The following is a 15774-nucleotide window of genomic DNA, read 5'->3' on the forward strand; positions in this document are numbered from 1 at the left end:
AACTTCGGTTGACTTACCCTTTGTAATCAACCAACTCCCTGTGGGAGCGAGCCTGCTCGCGAAGGGGCCATCAGCCTCTACGCATCTGTCCGCTCAGAGCCCAGCCTTCGGCGAAACCAACGAATCATTCCCCGTCACCGTAGCGGTACCGGTCGCCGCCTCGGCATTGGTTTTCATGCGGCTCAGTTCATCGCCGGCCTGCTCGATCCGGGCGCGGGCGTCGTGCAGGTGCTGACGGTTTTTTTCCAGCAGGGTCTTGGCCGAACAATGTCCGGTGATGCCGCGGGCCAGGGCCATGCCGCCGATTGCCAGTTGGGCCAGGCCGATCACACCGCCGCGGCGCAAGCCCTTGCCCATCATCAGCACCCCACCGGCCAGTGACCCAATGCGCTCCCAGCCGTGCACATTCTGCGGGCTGCGGGTTTGGAAAGGGGTGGTCTCAACCGGCCCGAACGGATTGTTTTCGCTCATGATCTGTCTCCAGTGTGGGGATGTGTATAAAGCTGACTGCCAGAGCGAATCCGTCGTTCCATGGAATTTCCCGCCGGTCAGCGAAATTGCGGCCCCGAGCGGGTGTTGTTGCCTTTGGCCATGCGGTCGTAGAGCACGACGTTGACTGTAGCGGCCAGGTTCATGCAGCCGTTGGTGGGGATATAGATCACGTCTTCGCACCAGTCGCGGATGTCCTTGTCCAGGGAACCGTCTTCCGGGCCGAAGATGTACAGGGCCCGGTCCGGATGGGTGTATTCGGGCAAGGGACGGGCGCCGTCCACCAGTTCCACGGCCACCGGCACGCAGCCCAGGGGCAGGATCTTTTTCAGGTCGTCGATGCCGATCAGCGGGATGTCGTAGTGGACTTTTTTGGTGTCGGTAACGAAGTCGGCAGCGCGTTCGTAGCGCTTGCCGGTGTAGAACACCGACGCGACGCCGTAACAGCCGGCGGCACGCATGACCGAACCGACGTTTTCCGGCGACTTGGGGTTGAACAGACCGATGCAGCTGTAGCGTTTGTTGGCCACGGACGGGGGTGCCTTTGGGAAAAGGCGCGATTATACGGGGAATGGGGGAGGCTGGTCAGGTTCGAGATGTGTGGTGGGCTGGTTGACCGCCTTCGCGAGCAGGCTCGCTCCCACAGCATTTTGTGAACAGCAAAAATCCAATGTGGGAGCGAGCCTGCTCGCGAAGGCGGCCTTGCGGGCTCACTCGTCTTTTTTCATCAACCCGGCCAGCGCGGCGAAGGGGTTGTGCGTCGCCTTGGCGATCTTCGGCGTGCTCAGGGAGCCGTCGCCGAAGTATTGCTGGTCGGTATAGCGCGAGTGCTCGTTGTCGTGGCAGTACAGGCACAGCAGTTCCCAGTTGGAACCGTCCTGCGGGTTGTTGTCGTGGTTGTGGTCACGGTGATGGACGGTCAGTTCGCTCAGGCGCTTGCCGGAAAACTCACGGGCGCAGCGACCGCAGACGTGGGGGTACATTTTCAGGGCTTTGTCGCGGTAGCCCATTTCCCGGTCGCGCTGGGCGTCGGCGAGGATGCGGTCGAGCTTGGCGGTGTTGGACGGTGGGGTGGACGAACTCATGGGTTCACCTTTGTAAAAAGACTGATGACGGTTGGACAGAGTTTAGCTCAGCCCTTGAGCTTCTCGGCAATCCAGATGGTGTGGCGGGTGCCTTTGTTGCCATGGGCGAACACTTGCACCTCTTCGGCCTTGAAGCCGGCCTTTTTCAGCTTGTCGGAAAACTGCCGGTCAGCGCTGGCCGACCATACCGCCAGCACGCCCTTGGGGCGCAGGGCCTTGGCGCACGCGGCCAGGCCGCCGGCCGAATACAGCCAACTGTTGGCTTTCTGGGTCAGGCCTTCCGGGCCGTTGTCGACATCCAGCATGATCGCGTCGAACCCTTGCGGCTCGGCTTGCAGGACCTTGGCGACGTCTTCCATGCGGACCACGGTGCGCGGGTCCGACAGCGGTCGCCCGGCCTTTTCGCCGAGGGGGCCGCGGTTCCACTCGACCACACCCGGGACCAGCTCGGCCACTACCACTTCGGCGCTCTTGCCCAGGTGTTTCAGGGCGGAGGCCAGGGTGAAGCCCATGCCGAGACCACCGATCAGCACCCGCGAGCCGGGACGGCCGGCGACCTTGCGACAGGGAATCTCGGCCAGGGCATCTTCGGAACCGTGCATGCGGGTATTCATCAACTGTCCGCCGTCACCGCCCTGAATCTTGATGACGAAGTCTTCGCCATACTCGAAAAGGCACAAGGCACCGCCGTTGTCGGGAATGGGCGTGGTGTCGAGAAGAACGAAACGTTTCATGGAAATCTCATGGGAATGGGGCAGACCGGCCCGGTTGGGACTAGCCTGAAAGCAGACAATAGCCACGGAGCCATTGATGAAGTGCACCATTCTAACGGCCATTGCCGTGGCGGCGCTCTCGATAAGTTGCGCCCAGGCCCAGCAACCGACGATTCCCGTCAACCCGCCGAGCATTCCCGGGGCGCCGGGCACCGCCACGCCCATGCCGTATCCGCCGGTCACGCCCAACGGCGTGCCCAAGGCTGCCCCACCGGGTGGCGGCCCGCCGCTGTTGCCGCCGATCGAAATGCCCAGGCCGCCGAAGGACCAGCCGATCCCGGGCATGGAACCGAAGCCGGCGAAGGCGAAGTCGCCGGGGGGGTAGATCGCCAAATACCTGTGGGAGCGAGCCTGCTCGCGAAAGCGGTGTGTCAGGCAACACAACACTGAATGATCTGACGCCTTCGCGAGCAGGCTCGCTCCCACAGGTTCTGTATTAGCTGATAGAAAGCGCTACACCTGCTGCGACAGCAACTGCCCGTCGGCCATGCGCAGGCGCTTGGACAGGGAGACGGCGAGGGCGCGGATGATCTTGGCGGCGATCTTCGGTGCGTCGTTGAGCATTTTTTCCAGGGAGTCCTTGCCCAGGTTCAACAACTGACATTCGGTGGCCGCGATGCAACTGGCCGAGCGTCGTTCGCCGTCGAGCACGGCCATTTCGCCGAAGGCGCGGCCGCTGCGCAGCGTGGCGATGGTCACGGGCTGGCCGTCGGGGCCGGTTTTCTGCACGGCCACCTGGCCGGTGTGAAGGATGCACATGAAACTGCCGGCATCGCCCTCGCGAAAAATCGCTTCGCCCTGGGCGACGGTACTGATGCTGAAATAGCCCGATGCCGCGGCGAAGTCGACGGGCAGCAGTTGGTCGAAGAGACCACAGTCCATCAGCCAGTCGCGAATTTGGTTGTTCAGTAAGGTCGGTTCTGACATGTCGTCACGGTCTTTTCTTATCGTGTTCTGCGATTTTGGATTGTCTTGAATGTAGGCGATTCCCTGTGGGAGCGAGCCTGCTCGCGAATTCGGTCTTTCAGCCAACGTTGGGGCAGGCCGATCCACCGTCATCGCGAGCAGGCTCGCTCCCACATTTGATCCAGTCGAGCCAGGTATGGAGCTAAGACCCGGCCATCCCGCAGAGTTCCTCAAGCCACGCCCAAAACCTTCAAGACAAATGCATATTCGAGCGCTACGTCACGCAATCCCTGGTAGCGGCCGCTCATGCCGCCATGGCCAGCGCCCAGTTCGGTCTTGAGTAGCAGCGGGTTTTCGTCGGTCTTGGTCGCGCGCAGTTTCGCCACCCACTTGGCCGCTTCCCAGTACTGCACGCGGCTGTCGTTGTAGCCGGCGATCACCAGCATCGCCGGATACGCCTGGGCGCGGACGTTTTCGTACGGCGCGTAGGCCCGGATCCGATCATAGACGTCCGGCTCCTCGGGGTTGCCCCATTCGTCGTATTCGGTCACGGTCAGTGGCAGTTCGGGGTCGAGCATGGTGTTGAGCACGTCGACGAACGGCACTTCGGCGATCGCCACCTTGAACAGCTCCGGGCGTTGGTTGAGGACTGCGCCGATCAGCAGGCCACCGGCGCTGCCGCCGCTGATCGCCAACCGATCGGCCGAGGTGAAGCCCTGGGCGATCAGGTGTTCGGCGCAAGCGATGAAATCACTGAAAGTGTTGTGCTTGTGCTCCTGCTTGCCGGCGCGATACCAGGCCTCGCCCAGTTCGCCGCCGCCGCGCACATGGGCGATGGCAAACGCTACGCCACGATCCAGCAGGCTCAAGCGCGAATGGGAGAACCACGGGTCGAGGCTTTCGCCATAGGCGCCGTAGCCGTACAAGTACAGCGGCACGGGTTTGCCCAAGGCCTCGCGCTTGACCACCAGACTGATGGGTACTTGCGTACCGTCCGGTGCCGTCGCCCAAAGCCGTTGGCTGACATACGCATCGGCATCAAACGGACCCAGCACCGGGGTTTGCTTGAGTACGACCTGAGCACCGCTGGCCAGGTCCAGCTGGCGGATCTGCGCCGGACGATTCAGCGCTTCGTAGCGCAGGCGAATGCGCTCGCTGACAAACTCCAGGCTGTTCTGCACGTGCAGGCTGTAGGCCGCGTCCGGCAATTGCACCCGATAGGCCGGTAAACCTTGTGGGTGGACTTCGATGATCGGCAGGCCGCCCTCGCGCAGGCTCAATGTCATGGCGCTGGCGTTCAGGCTCAGGCCGTCGATCATCACCGTGTCACTGTGGGGGATCAGGTTCTGCCAGTCGGCTTCGGCCGGCGCTTCGCCCATATCGGGCGCCTGGTACAGGGCGAAATTGATGCCGTCGCGGTTGCTGCGGATGAACCAGGTCCATTGCCCTTCGAGCAGGCCATGGTCGACATCGTATTCGTGGTTCTCTACCCGTGGCGCGACGCAGGTAAACGGTTGTTGTGGTTGCGCCGCGTCCAGCACCCAGACTTCGCTGGTGGTCTTGCTGCCCAGGGACAGGATCAACTGCCGCTCGGAGCTTGAACGGTAGCAATGCAGGAAAAAGCGCCCGTCCGGCTCATGGAACACTTCTTCGGCGGCGGTGCCGTCCAGGCGATAGCGCAGCAGCTTGTGCGGGCGATGGGTATCGTCAAGTTCGCCGAAGAACAGCGTCAGGCTGTCGTTGGCCCAGGTCATGCTGCCGTCGCAGTTTTCGAAGGACAGCTCGCTGACCTTGTCGTTGGACAGTTCTTTGACGAACAGCGTGTAGATCTCATCGCCGCTGGTGTCCAGGCTGTAGGCCAGACGCTGATGGTCGGGGCTGATGCTGAACGCGCCGAGGGAAAAGAAACCGCCATCGGCCAGCGCGTTCGGGTCCAGCAACAGCTGTTCACGACTTTCATCGACCGTCAGGCTGTCATCGGCCGGACGCGGGCAACGGTAATGGCGAGCGTATTCATCACCCGCCGTGGTGCGGGTGTAATACAGGTAAGGGCCCCAGGGCGAGGGCAGGGAGAGGTCGGTTTCGAGGATTCGTCCCTTGATTTCCTGGAACAGCGTTTCGCGCAGTTCGGCCTGATCGGCGAGCCGGGCTTGCTGGTAGCTGTTTTCAGCCTTCAGGTATTCGAGCACGGCGTCGGTGTCGCGCTCCTGCAGCCAGGCGTAGGGGTCAACACCGGGGGCCTTGCGGGCAATCGGGGCGTCGGGAACGTGGGCGGATAGGGGCATGGAAAAACTCTCAAGCATGATACGAACAGGGACAAGTGGCCGACGGGGTCAGTTCGGTAGCCGGACCGAAAAACTCACCCCGCCGGGCATCCGGCAGATGCCGGGGCAGCCTGACGAGCGAAAAGCCGTTACTATAAGCGCCTCTTTGCCTGCCTTGCCATGGACACCATGACCGAGAACGATTATCTGATTGCCTGGGGGCTCTACGCCTTCGCCGCCCTCGGCTGCCTCCTGGTGTGGATGCGCATGACCCGCTTCATGTGGCGCTGGTTGCGCGAGCCGCTGCGGCTGCTGATGGCGGTGTTGCTGTTCAGCCCGACCATCGTCGACCCGGTGAAGGAAAAGGTCGCCCCGGCGCTGGCCATTGCCGCCCTGGACCTGCTCTTCAAGGTTGGCAACAACGTCTGGCGCGCTGCGTCCGACCTGCTCATGTACGCCATGATCGCCTTCGGCCTCTATCTCGTCCTGGTGCTGATCCGTATTCCTGTCGAGCGCGCGGCCAAGGCTCGCCAGGAGCGGGCCGCCGCAGCCAAAGCGGCCGCCGCTGCCGAGCCTGACGACGAGCCTGCGTTCGGCGTGGCCGGTGATGACCGTTATGGTCGCCCACCCGTGCCGAGCAATCCCCAGCGTTCGCGTATCGAACCGCGCCTGTAACCGGGCTGCCCAATCAAACGAGGGTTCGAGCATGTGTGAGTTATTGGGCATGAGCGCCAATGTGCCGACCGATATCGTCTTCAGCTTCACCGGGCTGATGCAGCGCGGCGGCAAGACCGGGCCGCACCGCGACGGCTGGGGTATCGCTTTTTATGAAGGCCGTGGCCTGCGCCTGTTCCAGGACCCGGCCGCCAGCAGCGAGTCGGAAGTGGCGAACCTGGTGCAACGTTATCCGATCAAGAGCGAAGTGGTCATCGGTCACATCCGCCAGGCCAACGTCGGCAAGGTCTGCCTGTCCAACACCCACCCGTTCGTGCGGGAGTTGTGGGGGCGCAACTGGTGTTTCGCCCACAACGGCCAGCTCGCCGATTTCCAGCCGGGCGTGAGTTTCTACCGCCCGGTGGGCGATACCGACAGCGAGGCGGCGTTCTGCGACCTGCTCAACCGCGTGCGCCAGGCTTACCCTGAGCCGGTGGAGGTCGAGCAGTTGCTGCCGGCCTTGATCGAGGCGTGCAGCGAATACCGCAGCAAGGGCGTGTTCAATTGCCTGCTCAGTGACGGCGACTGGCTGTTCTGCTATTGCTCGACCAAACTGGCGCAGATCACCCGGCGCGCACCGTTCGGCCCGGCGCGGCTGAAGGATGTGGACGTGATTGTCGACTTCCAGGCCGAAACCACGCCCAACGACGTGGTCACGGTGATTGCCACCGAACCCTTGACCGAAAACGAAACCTGGACCCGCTACGAACCGGGCCAATGGAGCCTGTGGCGACGCGGCGAATGCGTCAGCCACGGCCGGACCGAATAAGGACGTCACGTTATGTTGCTCAGTTATCTACGGTTGGTGTTGTTCGCGGTGGGCCTGCTGGTCGGGGTCCAGGTGCCGGGCTTCGTCAATGATTACGCCAAGCGGGTCGAGGCCCACCTGATCGAGGCGCAGACTGGCCTGCAGGGGTTCCAGGGCACCGCCAACCAGTTCTTCAAGGGTGACATGCAGGCCCTGGTGGCGCATTACCGCGCCAGTGAAGACCCGATCTTTCGCAGCGATGCCGACAGCCTGAACACCTTGCTCGTGCGCCAGCAGGCTCTGGACAAGCAGTTCCAGGCAATGCAGGGCCCGTGGTACATCCGCCTGCTGCAGGTGGCCCTGGCCGCCGATCCGGACATCCGCAAGGAAACCTGGAACGGCTACAGCTACCAGATCCTGCTGACCCCCGAGGCGATGATCTGGGGCATCAGCGGCGCGATGTTGCTGTCGTTCGGCCTGGAATGCCTGTTCCGCCTGATCGACTGGGTGGTGCTGGGTGGCAAGCGCCTGCGCCAGAGCCGGCCGATCGAAGAGCGTGACCTGCGCGGGCTCTGACTCGATTGTTCAGTGAGCCTCCTGTGGCGAGGGAGCTTGCTCCCGCTGGGCTGCGGAGCGGCCCCAAGATTTTGCGAGCGCTACGCACTCGAGCGGGAGCAAGCTCCCTCGCCACAAAAGCGGTCCGCCTTTCCTGGCGATGTGCTGCCCAATCAAGTTTTTCTTATGACCCGGCCAAGGTTTTATTCGTTGGACGCGATCAGCCGTGGGCTCAAGAATCGGGGCAACGGTCTCCACGCCAGCGTCGTCGAGACTCACAACAATAAAACCCGTGGAGAACCACCATGAGTGCACCCGACACGCTCGGCGTCCCCCAACCCCAGGCCCGCTCCGGTCCGTTCGATTGGTATCGCAACATCAACCAGCAGGAACGGCGCACCTTCTGGAGCTGCAAGATCGGTTACGCCCTGGACGGCATGGACACCCAGATGCTCAGCTTCGTGGTGCCGACGCTCATCGCGATGTGGGGCATCAGCACGGGTGAAGCGGGGCTGATTCACACCAGCACCTTGATCGCTTCGGCCATCGGCGGCTGGGTGGCGGGCATTCTCTCGGACCGCATCGGTCGGGTGCGCACGTTGCAATTGACGGTATTGTGGTTCGCCTTCTTCACCTTCCTCTGCGGTTTCGCCCAGAACTACGAACAACTGTTGATCGCCCGCACGCTGATGGGCTTCGGCTTCGGCGGCGAGTGGACCGCCGGCGCCGTGTTGATGGGCGAAGTGATTCGCGCCAAGGACCGTGGCAAGGCGGTCGGCATGGTGCAATCGGGCTGGGCCCTGGGCTGGGGCATGACGGCGATTCTGTATGCGCTGCTGTTCTCGGTGCTGCCGCCGGAAGACGCCTGGCGCGCATTGTTCATCCTCGGCATCGTGCCGGCGGTGTTCGTGATCTTCGTTCGCCGGCTGGTCAAGGATCCGGAAGTCTATAACCAGACCAAGGCCCGGCTGACGCCCGAGAACCCGGCGAAGTTCTACGAGATTTTTGCCCCCGGCATTCTGTTCACGACGATTCGAGCCTCGCTGCTGACCACTGGCGCGCTGGGTGGCTACTACGCCATCACCTCCTGGCTGCCGACCTTCCTGAAAAACGAGCGCGGCTTGAGCGTCCTGAGTACCGGCGGCTACCTGGCGATGGTGATCGTCGGCTCTTATGTGGGTTACGTCATCAGCGCTTATCTGTCCGACATCCTCGGGCGCAAGAAAAATTTCGTCCTGTTTGCCGTCGGTTCCTTCACCATCGTGCTGCTGTACACCCAGGTGCCGGTGAGCAACAACGTAATGCTGTGGCTGGGCTTCCCCTTGGGCTTCTTCGCTTCGGGCATGTTCAGCGGCATGGGGTCGTTCCTCACCGAACTGTTCCCCACGCGCATCCGCGGATCGGGGCAGGGCTTCTGCTACAACATTGGCCGCGCGGTGGCGGCGCTGTTTCCGCTGTTGATCGGTATCCTGAGCCAGAAGGTGCCGCTGAGCGTCGGTATCGGAGCCTTCGCGGCGGTGTCCTATGGCGTGGTGATCCTGGCGGCCCTGAGCCTGCCGGAGACTCAGGGCAAGCAGTTGGAAGCCGACTGATTGATAACCTGTGGGGGTGCGATCCCCATGGTCCATAAGAAAGAATCCACAGGAGCGTTCACCGTGAACCGCCTGCTACTGAACTGCGACATTGGCGAAAGCTTCGGCAACTGGACCATGGGTCTGGACGCCGAGGTGATGCCCTTCATAGATTGCGCCAACATCGCCTGCGGCTTTCATGCCGGCGACCCGAGCATCATGCGCAAGACCGTCAGCCTCGCCCTGAGCCACGGCGTACGGATCGGCGCGCACCCGGCCTATCAGGACCTGGCGGGCTTCGGCCGCCGCTCCATGGCCTATGGCGCCCAGGAGCTGCAAGACCTGCTGCACTACCAGATCGGCGCCCTGGACGGTATCTGCCGGGCCCAGGGTGGACAGGTCAGCTACGTCAAACCCCATGGTGCGATGTACAACGACATGATGGCCAACCCGGCGCAACTGCGTGCTGTTATCGAGGCCATCGCCGCGTATGACCGGCAGTTGCCGCTGATGCTGCTGGCGACCCGGGACAACAGCGCCGCCCAGGCCCTGGGCGACGAATACGGTGTGACCCTGTGGTTCGAAGCCTTTGCCGACCGGGCCTATGACAGCGCCGGTCGCCTGGTCTCGCGGCAATTGCCGGGGGCGGTGCATCACGATTCCGAGGTGATCATCGGGCAGGCACTGACCATTGCCCGCGGCGACGCGCTGACGGCCAGCGACGGCAGCGCCTTGAATCTGCACGCCGATACGTTGTGCGTGCACGGCGACAACGCCAGCTCCGTGGCGGCCGTGCAGCGTATCCGCGAGGCCCTCGACCGGCAGAGCGCGCCATGAAACCACGCGTGGAAGTGGTGGCGGTGGACTGCCTGATGGTGCGTCTGTTCGATGAAATCGCCGAGGCCAACATGCCGTGGATGCTGGCAGCCAGCGCGCGCCTGCGCGCGGTTTTCGCCGATGATCTGATCGATCTGGTGCCGTCCTACACCACCCTGATGGTGCATTACGATTTGCTCGCCCTGACTCCGACCCAGGCCCGCGAGTTGATCGGCGAAGCGCTGAACAACCTCTCGCCGGATGCCCGGTCCGCCGGGCAATGCCATGTGCTGCCGGTGTGGTACGACCCAAGTGTCGGGCCGGAGCTGGACCTGCTGGCGAGCCGCAGCGGGTTGACGGTGACGCAAGTCATCCAGCGTCACAGTGAGCGGGAATATCAGGTGTTCGCCCTGGGCTTCGCGCCGGGATTCGCTTTCATGGGGCTGGTGGACGAGGAACTGGCCGCACCGCGACTCGACACCCCACGCAAACGGGTCGCGGCGGGCAGCGTCGGAATCGCCGAGCGCCAGACCGCCGCGTATCCGGTGGTATCGCCTGGCGGCTGGAACCTGATCGGCCGCACCCCAACCAAATTGTTCGACCGCGAGCGCGATGGCTACAGCCTGATGCAGCCCGGCGACACGGTGCGTTTTGCCGCTGTCGGTCACGCTGAGTTCATTGCCCTGGGCGGCGACGACACACCGTTGGAGGCGCAGGTATGAGCCGTCTGTTGATCGAGGCCAGCACAGCGCTGTGCCTGTTGCAGGACACTGGCCGCTTCGGCGTCAGGCACCTGGGCGTGACCCAGGGCGGCGCGGCGGACTGGCTGTCGATGAGCTGGGCCAATTGGATGCTGGGCAACGCCCCGGACGCGGCGGTGGTGGAAATCACCCTCGGCGGTTTTACCGTGGTGGCCGAGGAGGACTGCGTGCTGGCGCTGGCCGGTGCGGACTTGGGCGCGCGGATAGATGGGCAAGGGGTGGCGTCGTGGCGCTTCTTCAGCCTGCGCCAAGGCCAAGTGTTGGCGTTCACTCAGCCGGTGCTCGGTGCCCGCGCCTACCTGGCGGCTCCCGGTGGTTTTGATGCGCCTGCGGTGCTGGGCAGCCGGGCGACGGTGGTGCGCGAAGAACTCGGTGGCCTGGATGGGCGGGGGCGGGCGCTGAGTCGCGGTGAGCAGCTGAGTTATTCAGGCTCGGCAACGCCTCGGCCGATGCCGCACAGGCGGATTCCGGACTTTCAGCAGCTGCAGCCGCTGGACCTGATCCTCGGCGCGCAAAATGGCGCGTTCAGCGGACGCAGCCTGTTCGATGCCTTCAATACACCGTGGACGCTGGACAGTCGCGCCGATCGCATGGGCATGCGCTTGCTCGGTCCGGCGCTGGAATACCAGGGCCCAGCGATGATTTCCGAAGGCATTCCGCTCGGCGCCGTGCAGGTTCCGCCGGACGGCCAGCCGATCGTGCTGCTCAATGATCGACAGACCATCGGCGGTTATCCGCGCCTGGGCGCCTTGACGCCGCTGTCCCTGGCCCGGTTGGCGCAATGCCTGCCAGGGACGCAACTGCGGTTGCGGCCGGTGGTGCAGGCCGTTGCGCATCGGCAGCAGGTTGAGTGCCTCCGCAGTATTCACTACAGCCAATAAAGCTTCGTCGGATCGCCGCCCGGAGCAGGCTCGCTCCCACAGGGTGGACCCCATATGTGACGAAGATTCAGTGTGGGAGCGAGCCTGCTCGCGAAGAGGCCCTGAAAGGCACCAGAAATCTTACTTGGAAAGAAACCGCATCCCTTCCTCCAACCCTCGCAACGTCAGCGGATACATCCGGTCCTCCACCAACTCACGGACGATATTGGTCGAGGCGGTGTAGCCCCAGGTGTCCTTCGGGTACGGATTGATCCAGATGAGCTTCTTGTACTTCTCCATGAAGCGCTGCATCCACACATAACCGGCTTCTTCGTTCCAGTGCTCGACGCTGCCGCCGGCCTGGGTGATCTCGTAGGGGGCCATGGCCGCGTCGCCGATGAAGATCACTTTGTAGTCGGCGCCGTATTTGTGCAGCAGGTCCTGGGTCGAAGTGCGCTCCGAGGTGCGACGCAGGTTGTTCTTCCACACCGATTCGTAGACGAAGTTGTGGAAGTAGAAATACTCCAGGTGCTTGAACTCGGTCTTGCAGGCCGAGAACAGCTCCTCGCAGATCTTCACATGGGCGTCCATCGAGCCGCCGATGTCGAACAGCAGCAGGAGCTTGACGGTGTTGCGTCGCTCCGGGCGCATCTGGATGTTCAAGAGGCCAGCGTCCCGGGCGGTGTGATCGATGGTGCCGTCGATGTCCAGCTCTTCGGCCGCGCCCTGGCGGGCGAACTTGCGCAGGCGGCGCAGGGCGATCTTGATATTGCGAGTGCCCAGTTCCACCTGGTCGTCGAGGTTCTTGTACTCGCGCTGGTCCCAGACTTTCACAGCCTTGCCCTGGCGCTTGCCGGCGTCGCCGACACGGATGCCTTCGGGGTTGAAGCCGCCGGAACCGAACGGGCTGGTGCCGCCGGTGCCGATCCACTTGTTGCCGCCGGCGTGGCGTTCCTTCTGTTCTTCCAGACGCTTCTTGAACTCTTCGATCAGCTTGTCTAGACCGCCCAGGGACTGGATCTGTGCCCGTTCCTCATCGGTCAGGGAGCGCTCGAACTCCTTGCGCAACCAGTCCTCGGGAATCAATGCCTGCAGATGATCATCAAGTTTTTCCAGGCCATTGAAGTAAGCGCCGAACGCGCGGTCGAACTTGTCGAAATGCCGTTCGTCCTTCACCAGGATGGCCCGGGACAGGTAATAGAACTCGTCCATGTCGGCGAAGATCACCCGCTGTTTCAGCGCGTTGATCAGGTCCAGCAGTTCGCGCACCGACACCGGCACCTTGGCGGCGCGCATCTCATTGAACAGGTTAAGCAGCATGGCAATCGCCCTCGCTCTTGTTGGACGAAGAGGATCAGCGAGTGCCGCGACGGCTCATGAACGCCAGGCGCTCAAGCAATTGCACGTCCTGTTCGTTCTTGACCAGGGCGCCGGCCAGCGGCGGGATAGCCTTGGTCGGATCACGCTCGCGCAGCACCGCTTCGCCGATGTTGTCGGCCATCAGCAGCTTGAGCCAGTCCACCAGTTCGGAGGTGGAAGGTTTTTTCTTCAGACCCGGCACCTTGCGCACGTCGAAGAACACGTCCAGCGCTTCGCTGACCAGGTCTTTCTTGATGTCCGGGTAGTGCACGTCGACGATTTTCTGCAGGGTGGCGCGGTCGGGGAAGGCGATGTAATGGAAGAAGCAGCGGCGCAGGAAGGCGTCCGGCAGTTCCTTTTCGTTGTTGGAGGTAATGATGATGATCGGGCGCTGCTTGGCCTTGATGGTTTCGTCCGTCTCGTAGACGTAGAACTCCATCTTGTCGAGTTCCTGCAGCAAGTCGTTGGGGAACTCGATGTCGGCCTTGTCGATTTCGTCGATCAGCAGGATGACCCGCTCTTCGGACTCGAACGCTTCCCAGAGCTTGCCCTTCTTCAGGTAGTTGCGCACGTCGTGGACCTTGTCCACGCCCAGCTGTGAATCACGCAGGCGGCTGACCGCATCGTATTCGTAGAGGCCTTGGTGGGCCTTGGTCGTGGACTTGATGTGCCAGGTGATCAGGCGCGCGCCGAAGGACTCCGCCAGTTGTTCGGCCAGCATGGTCTTGCCGGTGCCCGGTTCGCCCTTGACCAGTAACGGCCGTTCCAGGGTGATGGCGGCGTTCACCGCCAGTTTCAGGTCATCGGTGGCCACGTAGGCGCGGGTGCCTTCGAACTTCATCTGCAAATCCTCGAACGGTGTCGCCGGCCCGGCGAGGCGGGGCGCGCGAAATAAATGTCGTGCCCGACTATAACGCGCGGCCCCGCCGACTGTGAACGCAGACGCTGTATTCAGTCTCTGAATGGGGCGTCACATGTTGACTCAGTCTCGGCGTCTTGCCAGTATTGCCTATCGCCAAATCGGCGATACATTCGATGGCATGTCCACTAAATATCGATTCAGAGATACCTATCGCATCCAATTGCGGGAAAGGGATCATCCACCTCCCCATGTCCACCTCACCGGTGGCGGAGTGGATGTCGTCCTGAGCCTAAAGACCGTTGAAGTCATGATGGGCCGCGCTCCGCCATTGATTATCAAGGAAGCGCTGGACTGGGTCCGGGCCCATCAGGCGCAACTGCTGGAGGATTGGCAACGATGCTACCCATGAAACGGCCGCGGCTAATGGCCGTGCAGCCTTTATTGCCGTTCAGTCTCGAACTGACATTCATCGACGGTCAACAACTGAGGCTGGACTTGAGCGCCGATGTGCAAAGTTATCCGGGCTTGCAGCCATTGCTTGAAGACGGTGCGTTTGGTGGCGCAGCCCTGGGCGACGACGGCTGGAGTGTGGAGTGGCCGGACCTGGATATCCAGATCGGCGCCGACACCTTGTATTTCAACGCATTGGCCCAGAATGCCGCGGATGAAAACACCCGTATTTTCATCGATTGGCGCGCCCGAACCGGGTTGCCATTAAACAAGGCGGCCGAAGCGCTGGGGGTCAGTCCGCGCAGTATCACTCGCTACAGCAGCGGCCGTGAGGCGGTACCGCGATCGCTGGCTCTTGCATGCCTGGGCTGGGACTCTCTGCAGCGCGGTACGGGCCGGGCGGTGGCGGAGCAAAAAGGTCGCTACGTTGTCACTCCCAAGACCTAGTCTTTGGAGGGCGGCGGCTGTTCATAACGGGCATTGAAGGCCTGGACGAAACCGTTGCGCAGAATCTGCAGGAAGGCTTCGAAGGCGCTGATGTTCTGCTGGTGCACGTTGCCGCTGAGCTCCACGCGAGTGGCGAACTGGTTCCTGCTCTGGTTTTTCAGGGCGGTTTCGCCCGTGCCGACCAAGGCTTCCCAGACCGAGCGGAAGATGTTCTTGTTCTTGTTTTCGACGTCCTGTTGCCAGTCGAACACGTCCACATCGCGAAGCAGCGGCTTGATGTAACCGCTGAGCCGGGCGTTATCGGCTTCGGCCTCGACTACAAGGTCGCCGTGGCCGGCGTTGAAATCGAACTTGCCATAGGCTGCGGCAAAGTCGTTCAGGCGCTTGAGCTCGATGTTGGTGGCGCGCAGGCGGAAATCGAAATCCTCGAAGTCGCTCAATGGATCGAAGGTTGCCTGGACTTCCAGTGGCGCATGCTCGGCCACCAGGGCCTTGCCTTCGAAACGGGCGTCGCGCTTGCCTTCGGTGTCGACTACATTGGTCAGGTTATAAAAGCTGGCGTTGACGTTGGTAGCTCGCAGGTTGACCGGTGGTTTGGAGTTGAAGTTGCGAAACGTGGCCTTGCCGTCGCTGATCCGCACCTCGTTCAGGGTGATGGGCATCAGCTTGCTCAATTGTTCACGCCAATTGGTACCCCGGCCGGTCTGGGAGTTCTGCCGGTTGGGCCCGCCGTCAACGAAGTTGACCTCGGGATGGGTGAACTCCACGGCGGCCACCACCGCATGGTCATACCAGAGCGAGTGCCAGCTCACGGACAGGTCGACCAGTGGCGCGTCGACGAATGGCACCGGGATCTTGCCATCGACCTTGACGATTTTCAGGCCATTGATCCGGTAGGCGCCGCGCCAGAGCGCGAGGTCGACATCGCTGACCTGGCCGCGGTAGTCGCCCATGTCCGCCAATTTGTCGTTCAGGTAGTCGCGCACCAGATAAGGCAGCGCGAAATGCACGGCCACCAGCAGTGCAACGATGGCGACGAAGGCCCACAGTGGCCAACTGTATCGACGCTTCATGTCAGTAGTCTCCGTTGTTAAAGCCATTGACTCTCGTAACA

Annotated in this window: 19 protein-coding genes; 10 read left to right on the forward strand and 9 right to left on the reverse strand. The window is 62.5% G+C overall.

Features of this window, described 5'->3' with window-relative positions:
* Nucleotides 1-93: 93 nt before the first annotated feature.
* From J3P97_RS06920 to J3P97_RS06935, 4 genes are all read right to left on the reverse strand, one after another.
* Nucleotides 94-471 (reverse strand): YgaP family membrane protein, encoded by a 378-nt coding sequence (locus J3P97_RS06920; protein WP_434569469.1) that lies wholly within the window; start codon nt 469-471, stop codon nt 94-96.
* A 77-nt stretch (nt 472-548) separates the two neighbouring features.
* On the reverse strand, nt 549-1019 hold the full coding sequence (locus J3P97_RS06925; RefSeq protein WP_264432809.1) for an RNA methyltransferase: 471 nt from the start codon (nt 1017-1019) through the stop codon (nt 549-551).
* 180 nt (nt 1020-1199) lie between these two features.
* Complete coding sequence (locus tag J3P97_RS06930; protein WP_003184246.1) at nt 1200-1574, reverse strand: YajD family HNH nuclease; 375 nt, start codon at nt 1572-1574, stop codon at nt 1200-1202.
* A gap of 47 nt (nt 1575-1621) precedes the next feature.
* On the reverse strand, nt 1622-2308 hold the full coding sequence (locus J3P97_RS06935; RefSeq protein ID WP_434673768.1) for a spermidine synthase: 687 nt from the start codon (nt 2306-2308) through the stop codon (nt 1622-1624).
* A gap of 76 nt (nt 2309-2384) precedes the next feature.
* On the opposite strand from J3P97_RS06935, the gene J3P97_RS06940 reads away from it, so the two are divergent.
* Nucleotides 2385-2672, forward strand: a complete 288-nt coding sequence (locus tag J3P97_RS06940) for a hypothetical protein (protein WP_434653330.1) — start codon at nt 2385-2387, stop codon at nt 2670-2672.
* 128 nt (nt 2673-2800) lie between these two features.
* On the opposite strand, the gene J3P97_RS06945 is transcribed toward J3P97_RS06940, so the two are convergent.
* Both J3P97_RS06945 and J3P97_RS06950 read right to left on the reverse strand, forming a co-directional pair.
* Entirely contained in the window at nt 2801-3274 is a 474-nt protein-coding gene (locus tag J3P97_RS06945) for a cyclic nucleotide-binding domain-containing protein (protein ID WP_434569467.1), read from the reverse strand.
* Nucleotides 3275-3483: 209 nt separating this feature from the next.
* The gene (locus J3P97_RS06950) at nt 3484-5538 is read right to left on the reverse strand and encodes a S9 family peptidase (RefSeq protein WP_434673769.1); all 2055 of its coding nucleotides are present in this window, start codon (nt 5536-5538) and stop codon (nt 3484-3486) included.
* A 159-nt stretch (nt 5539-5697) separates the two neighbouring features.
* Between J3P97_RS06950 and J3P97_RS06955 the strand changes: the two genes are divergently transcribed.
* The 7 genes from J3P97_RS06955 to J3P97_RS06985 all read left to right on the forward strand — a co-directional run bounded on the left by J3P97_RS06955 (nt 5698) and on the right by J3P97_RS06985 (nt 11563).
* Nucleotides 5698-6192 carry an MFS transporter gene (locus J3P97_RS06955; protein WP_305496183.1) on the forward strand — a complete coding sequence of 165 codons (495 nt, stop codon included), beginning with the start codon at nt 5698-5700 and terminating at the stop codon, nt 6190-6192.
* 31 nt (nt 6193-6223) lie between these two features.
* A complete protein-coding gene (locus J3P97_RS06960; RefSeq protein ID WP_305496182.1) occupies nt 6224-7000 on the forward strand; it encodes a class II glutamine amidotransferase in 777 nt (258 codons plus the stop codon).
* 12 nt (nt 7001-7012) lie between these two features.
* Complete coding sequence (locus J3P97_RS06965; RefSeq protein ID WP_305496181.1) at nt 7013-7555, forward strand: DUF2937 family protein; 543 nt, start codon at nt 7013-7015, stop codon at nt 7553-7555.
* 284 nt (nt 7556-7839) lie between these two features.
* Complete coding sequence (locus tag J3P97_RS06970; RefSeq protein WP_305496180.1) at nt 7840-9126, forward strand: MFS transporter; 1287 nt, start codon at nt 7840-7842, stop codon at nt 9124-9126.
* Between the two features lie 63 nt (nt 9127-9189).
* The gene (locus tag J3P97_RS06975) at nt 9190-9942 is read left to right on the forward strand and encodes a 5-oxoprolinase subunit PxpA (protein ID WP_434569463.1); all 753 of its coding nucleotides are present in this window, start codon (nt 9190-9192) and stop codon (nt 9940-9942) included.
* On the forward strand, nt 9939-10643 hold the full coding sequence (gene pxpB, locus J3P97_RS06980; RefSeq protein WP_434673770.1) for a 5-oxoprolinase subunit PxpB: 705 nt from the start codon (nt 9939-9941) through the stop codon (nt 10641-10643). Before J3P97_RS06975 ends, pxpB begins: the two co-directional genes overlap by 4 nt.
* Nucleotides 10640-11563 (forward strand): biotin-dependent carboxyltransferase family protein, encoded by a 924-nt coding sequence (locus tag J3P97_RS06985; protein WP_434673771.1) that lies wholly within the window; start codon nt 10640-10642, stop codon nt 11561-11563. The genes pxpB and J3P97_RS06985 overlap by 4 nt, the downstream gene beginning before the upstream one ends.
* A gap of 120 nt (nt 11564-11683) precedes the next feature.
* On the opposite strand, the gene J3P97_RS06990 is transcribed toward J3P97_RS06985, so the two are convergent.
* Together J3P97_RS06990 and J3P97_RS06995 are read right to left on the reverse strand one after the other, a co-directional pair.
* Nucleotides 11684-12862 (reverse strand): vWA domain-containing protein, encoded by a 1179-nt coding sequence (locus tag J3P97_RS06990; protein ID WP_305496176.1) that lies wholly within the window; start codon nt 12860-12862, stop codon nt 11684-11686.
* 34 nt (nt 12863-12896) lie between these two features.
* Nucleotides 12897-13742 (reverse strand): AAA family ATPase, encoded by an 846-nt coding sequence (locus J3P97_RS06995; RefSeq protein ID WP_304550908.1) that lies wholly within the window; start codon nt 13740-13742, stop codon nt 12897-12899.
* A 199-nt stretch (nt 13743-13941) separates the two neighbouring features.
* Here J3P97_RS06995 and J3P97_RS07000 point away from each other — a divergent pair, with 199 nt between their 5' ends.
* Both J3P97_RS07000 and J3P97_RS07005 read left to right on the forward strand, forming a co-directional pair.
* A complete protein-coding gene (locus tag J3P97_RS07000; RefSeq protein WP_434674515.1) occupies nt 13942-14172 on the forward strand; it encodes a DUF4160 domain-containing protein in 231 nt (76 codons plus the stop codon).
* Nucleotides 14160-14660: a DUF2442 domain-containing protein gene (locus tag J3P97_RS07005; protein WP_434603070.1), complete on the forward strand. Its 501-nt coding sequence runs from the start codon at nt 14160-14162 to the stop codon at nt 14658-14660. The genes J3P97_RS07000 and J3P97_RS07005 overlap by 13 nt, the downstream gene beginning before the upstream one ends.
* Here the strand turns inward: J3P97_RS07005 and J3P97_RS07010 are convergent.
* Nucleotides 14657-15733, reverse strand: a complete 1077-nt coding sequence (locus J3P97_RS07010; protein WP_434569460.1) for a DUF748 domain-containing protein — start codon at nt 15731-15733, stop codon at nt 14657-14659. The genes J3P97_RS07005 and J3P97_RS07010 overlap by 4 nt on opposite strands.
* Nucleotides 15734-15774 lie beyond the last annotated feature (41 nt).

This window comes from Pseudomonas sp. R1-15, assembly GCF_051132085.1.
Classification (GTDB): Bacteria; Pseudomonadota; Gammaproteobacteria; order Pseudomonadales; family Pseudomonadaceae; genus Aquipseudomonas.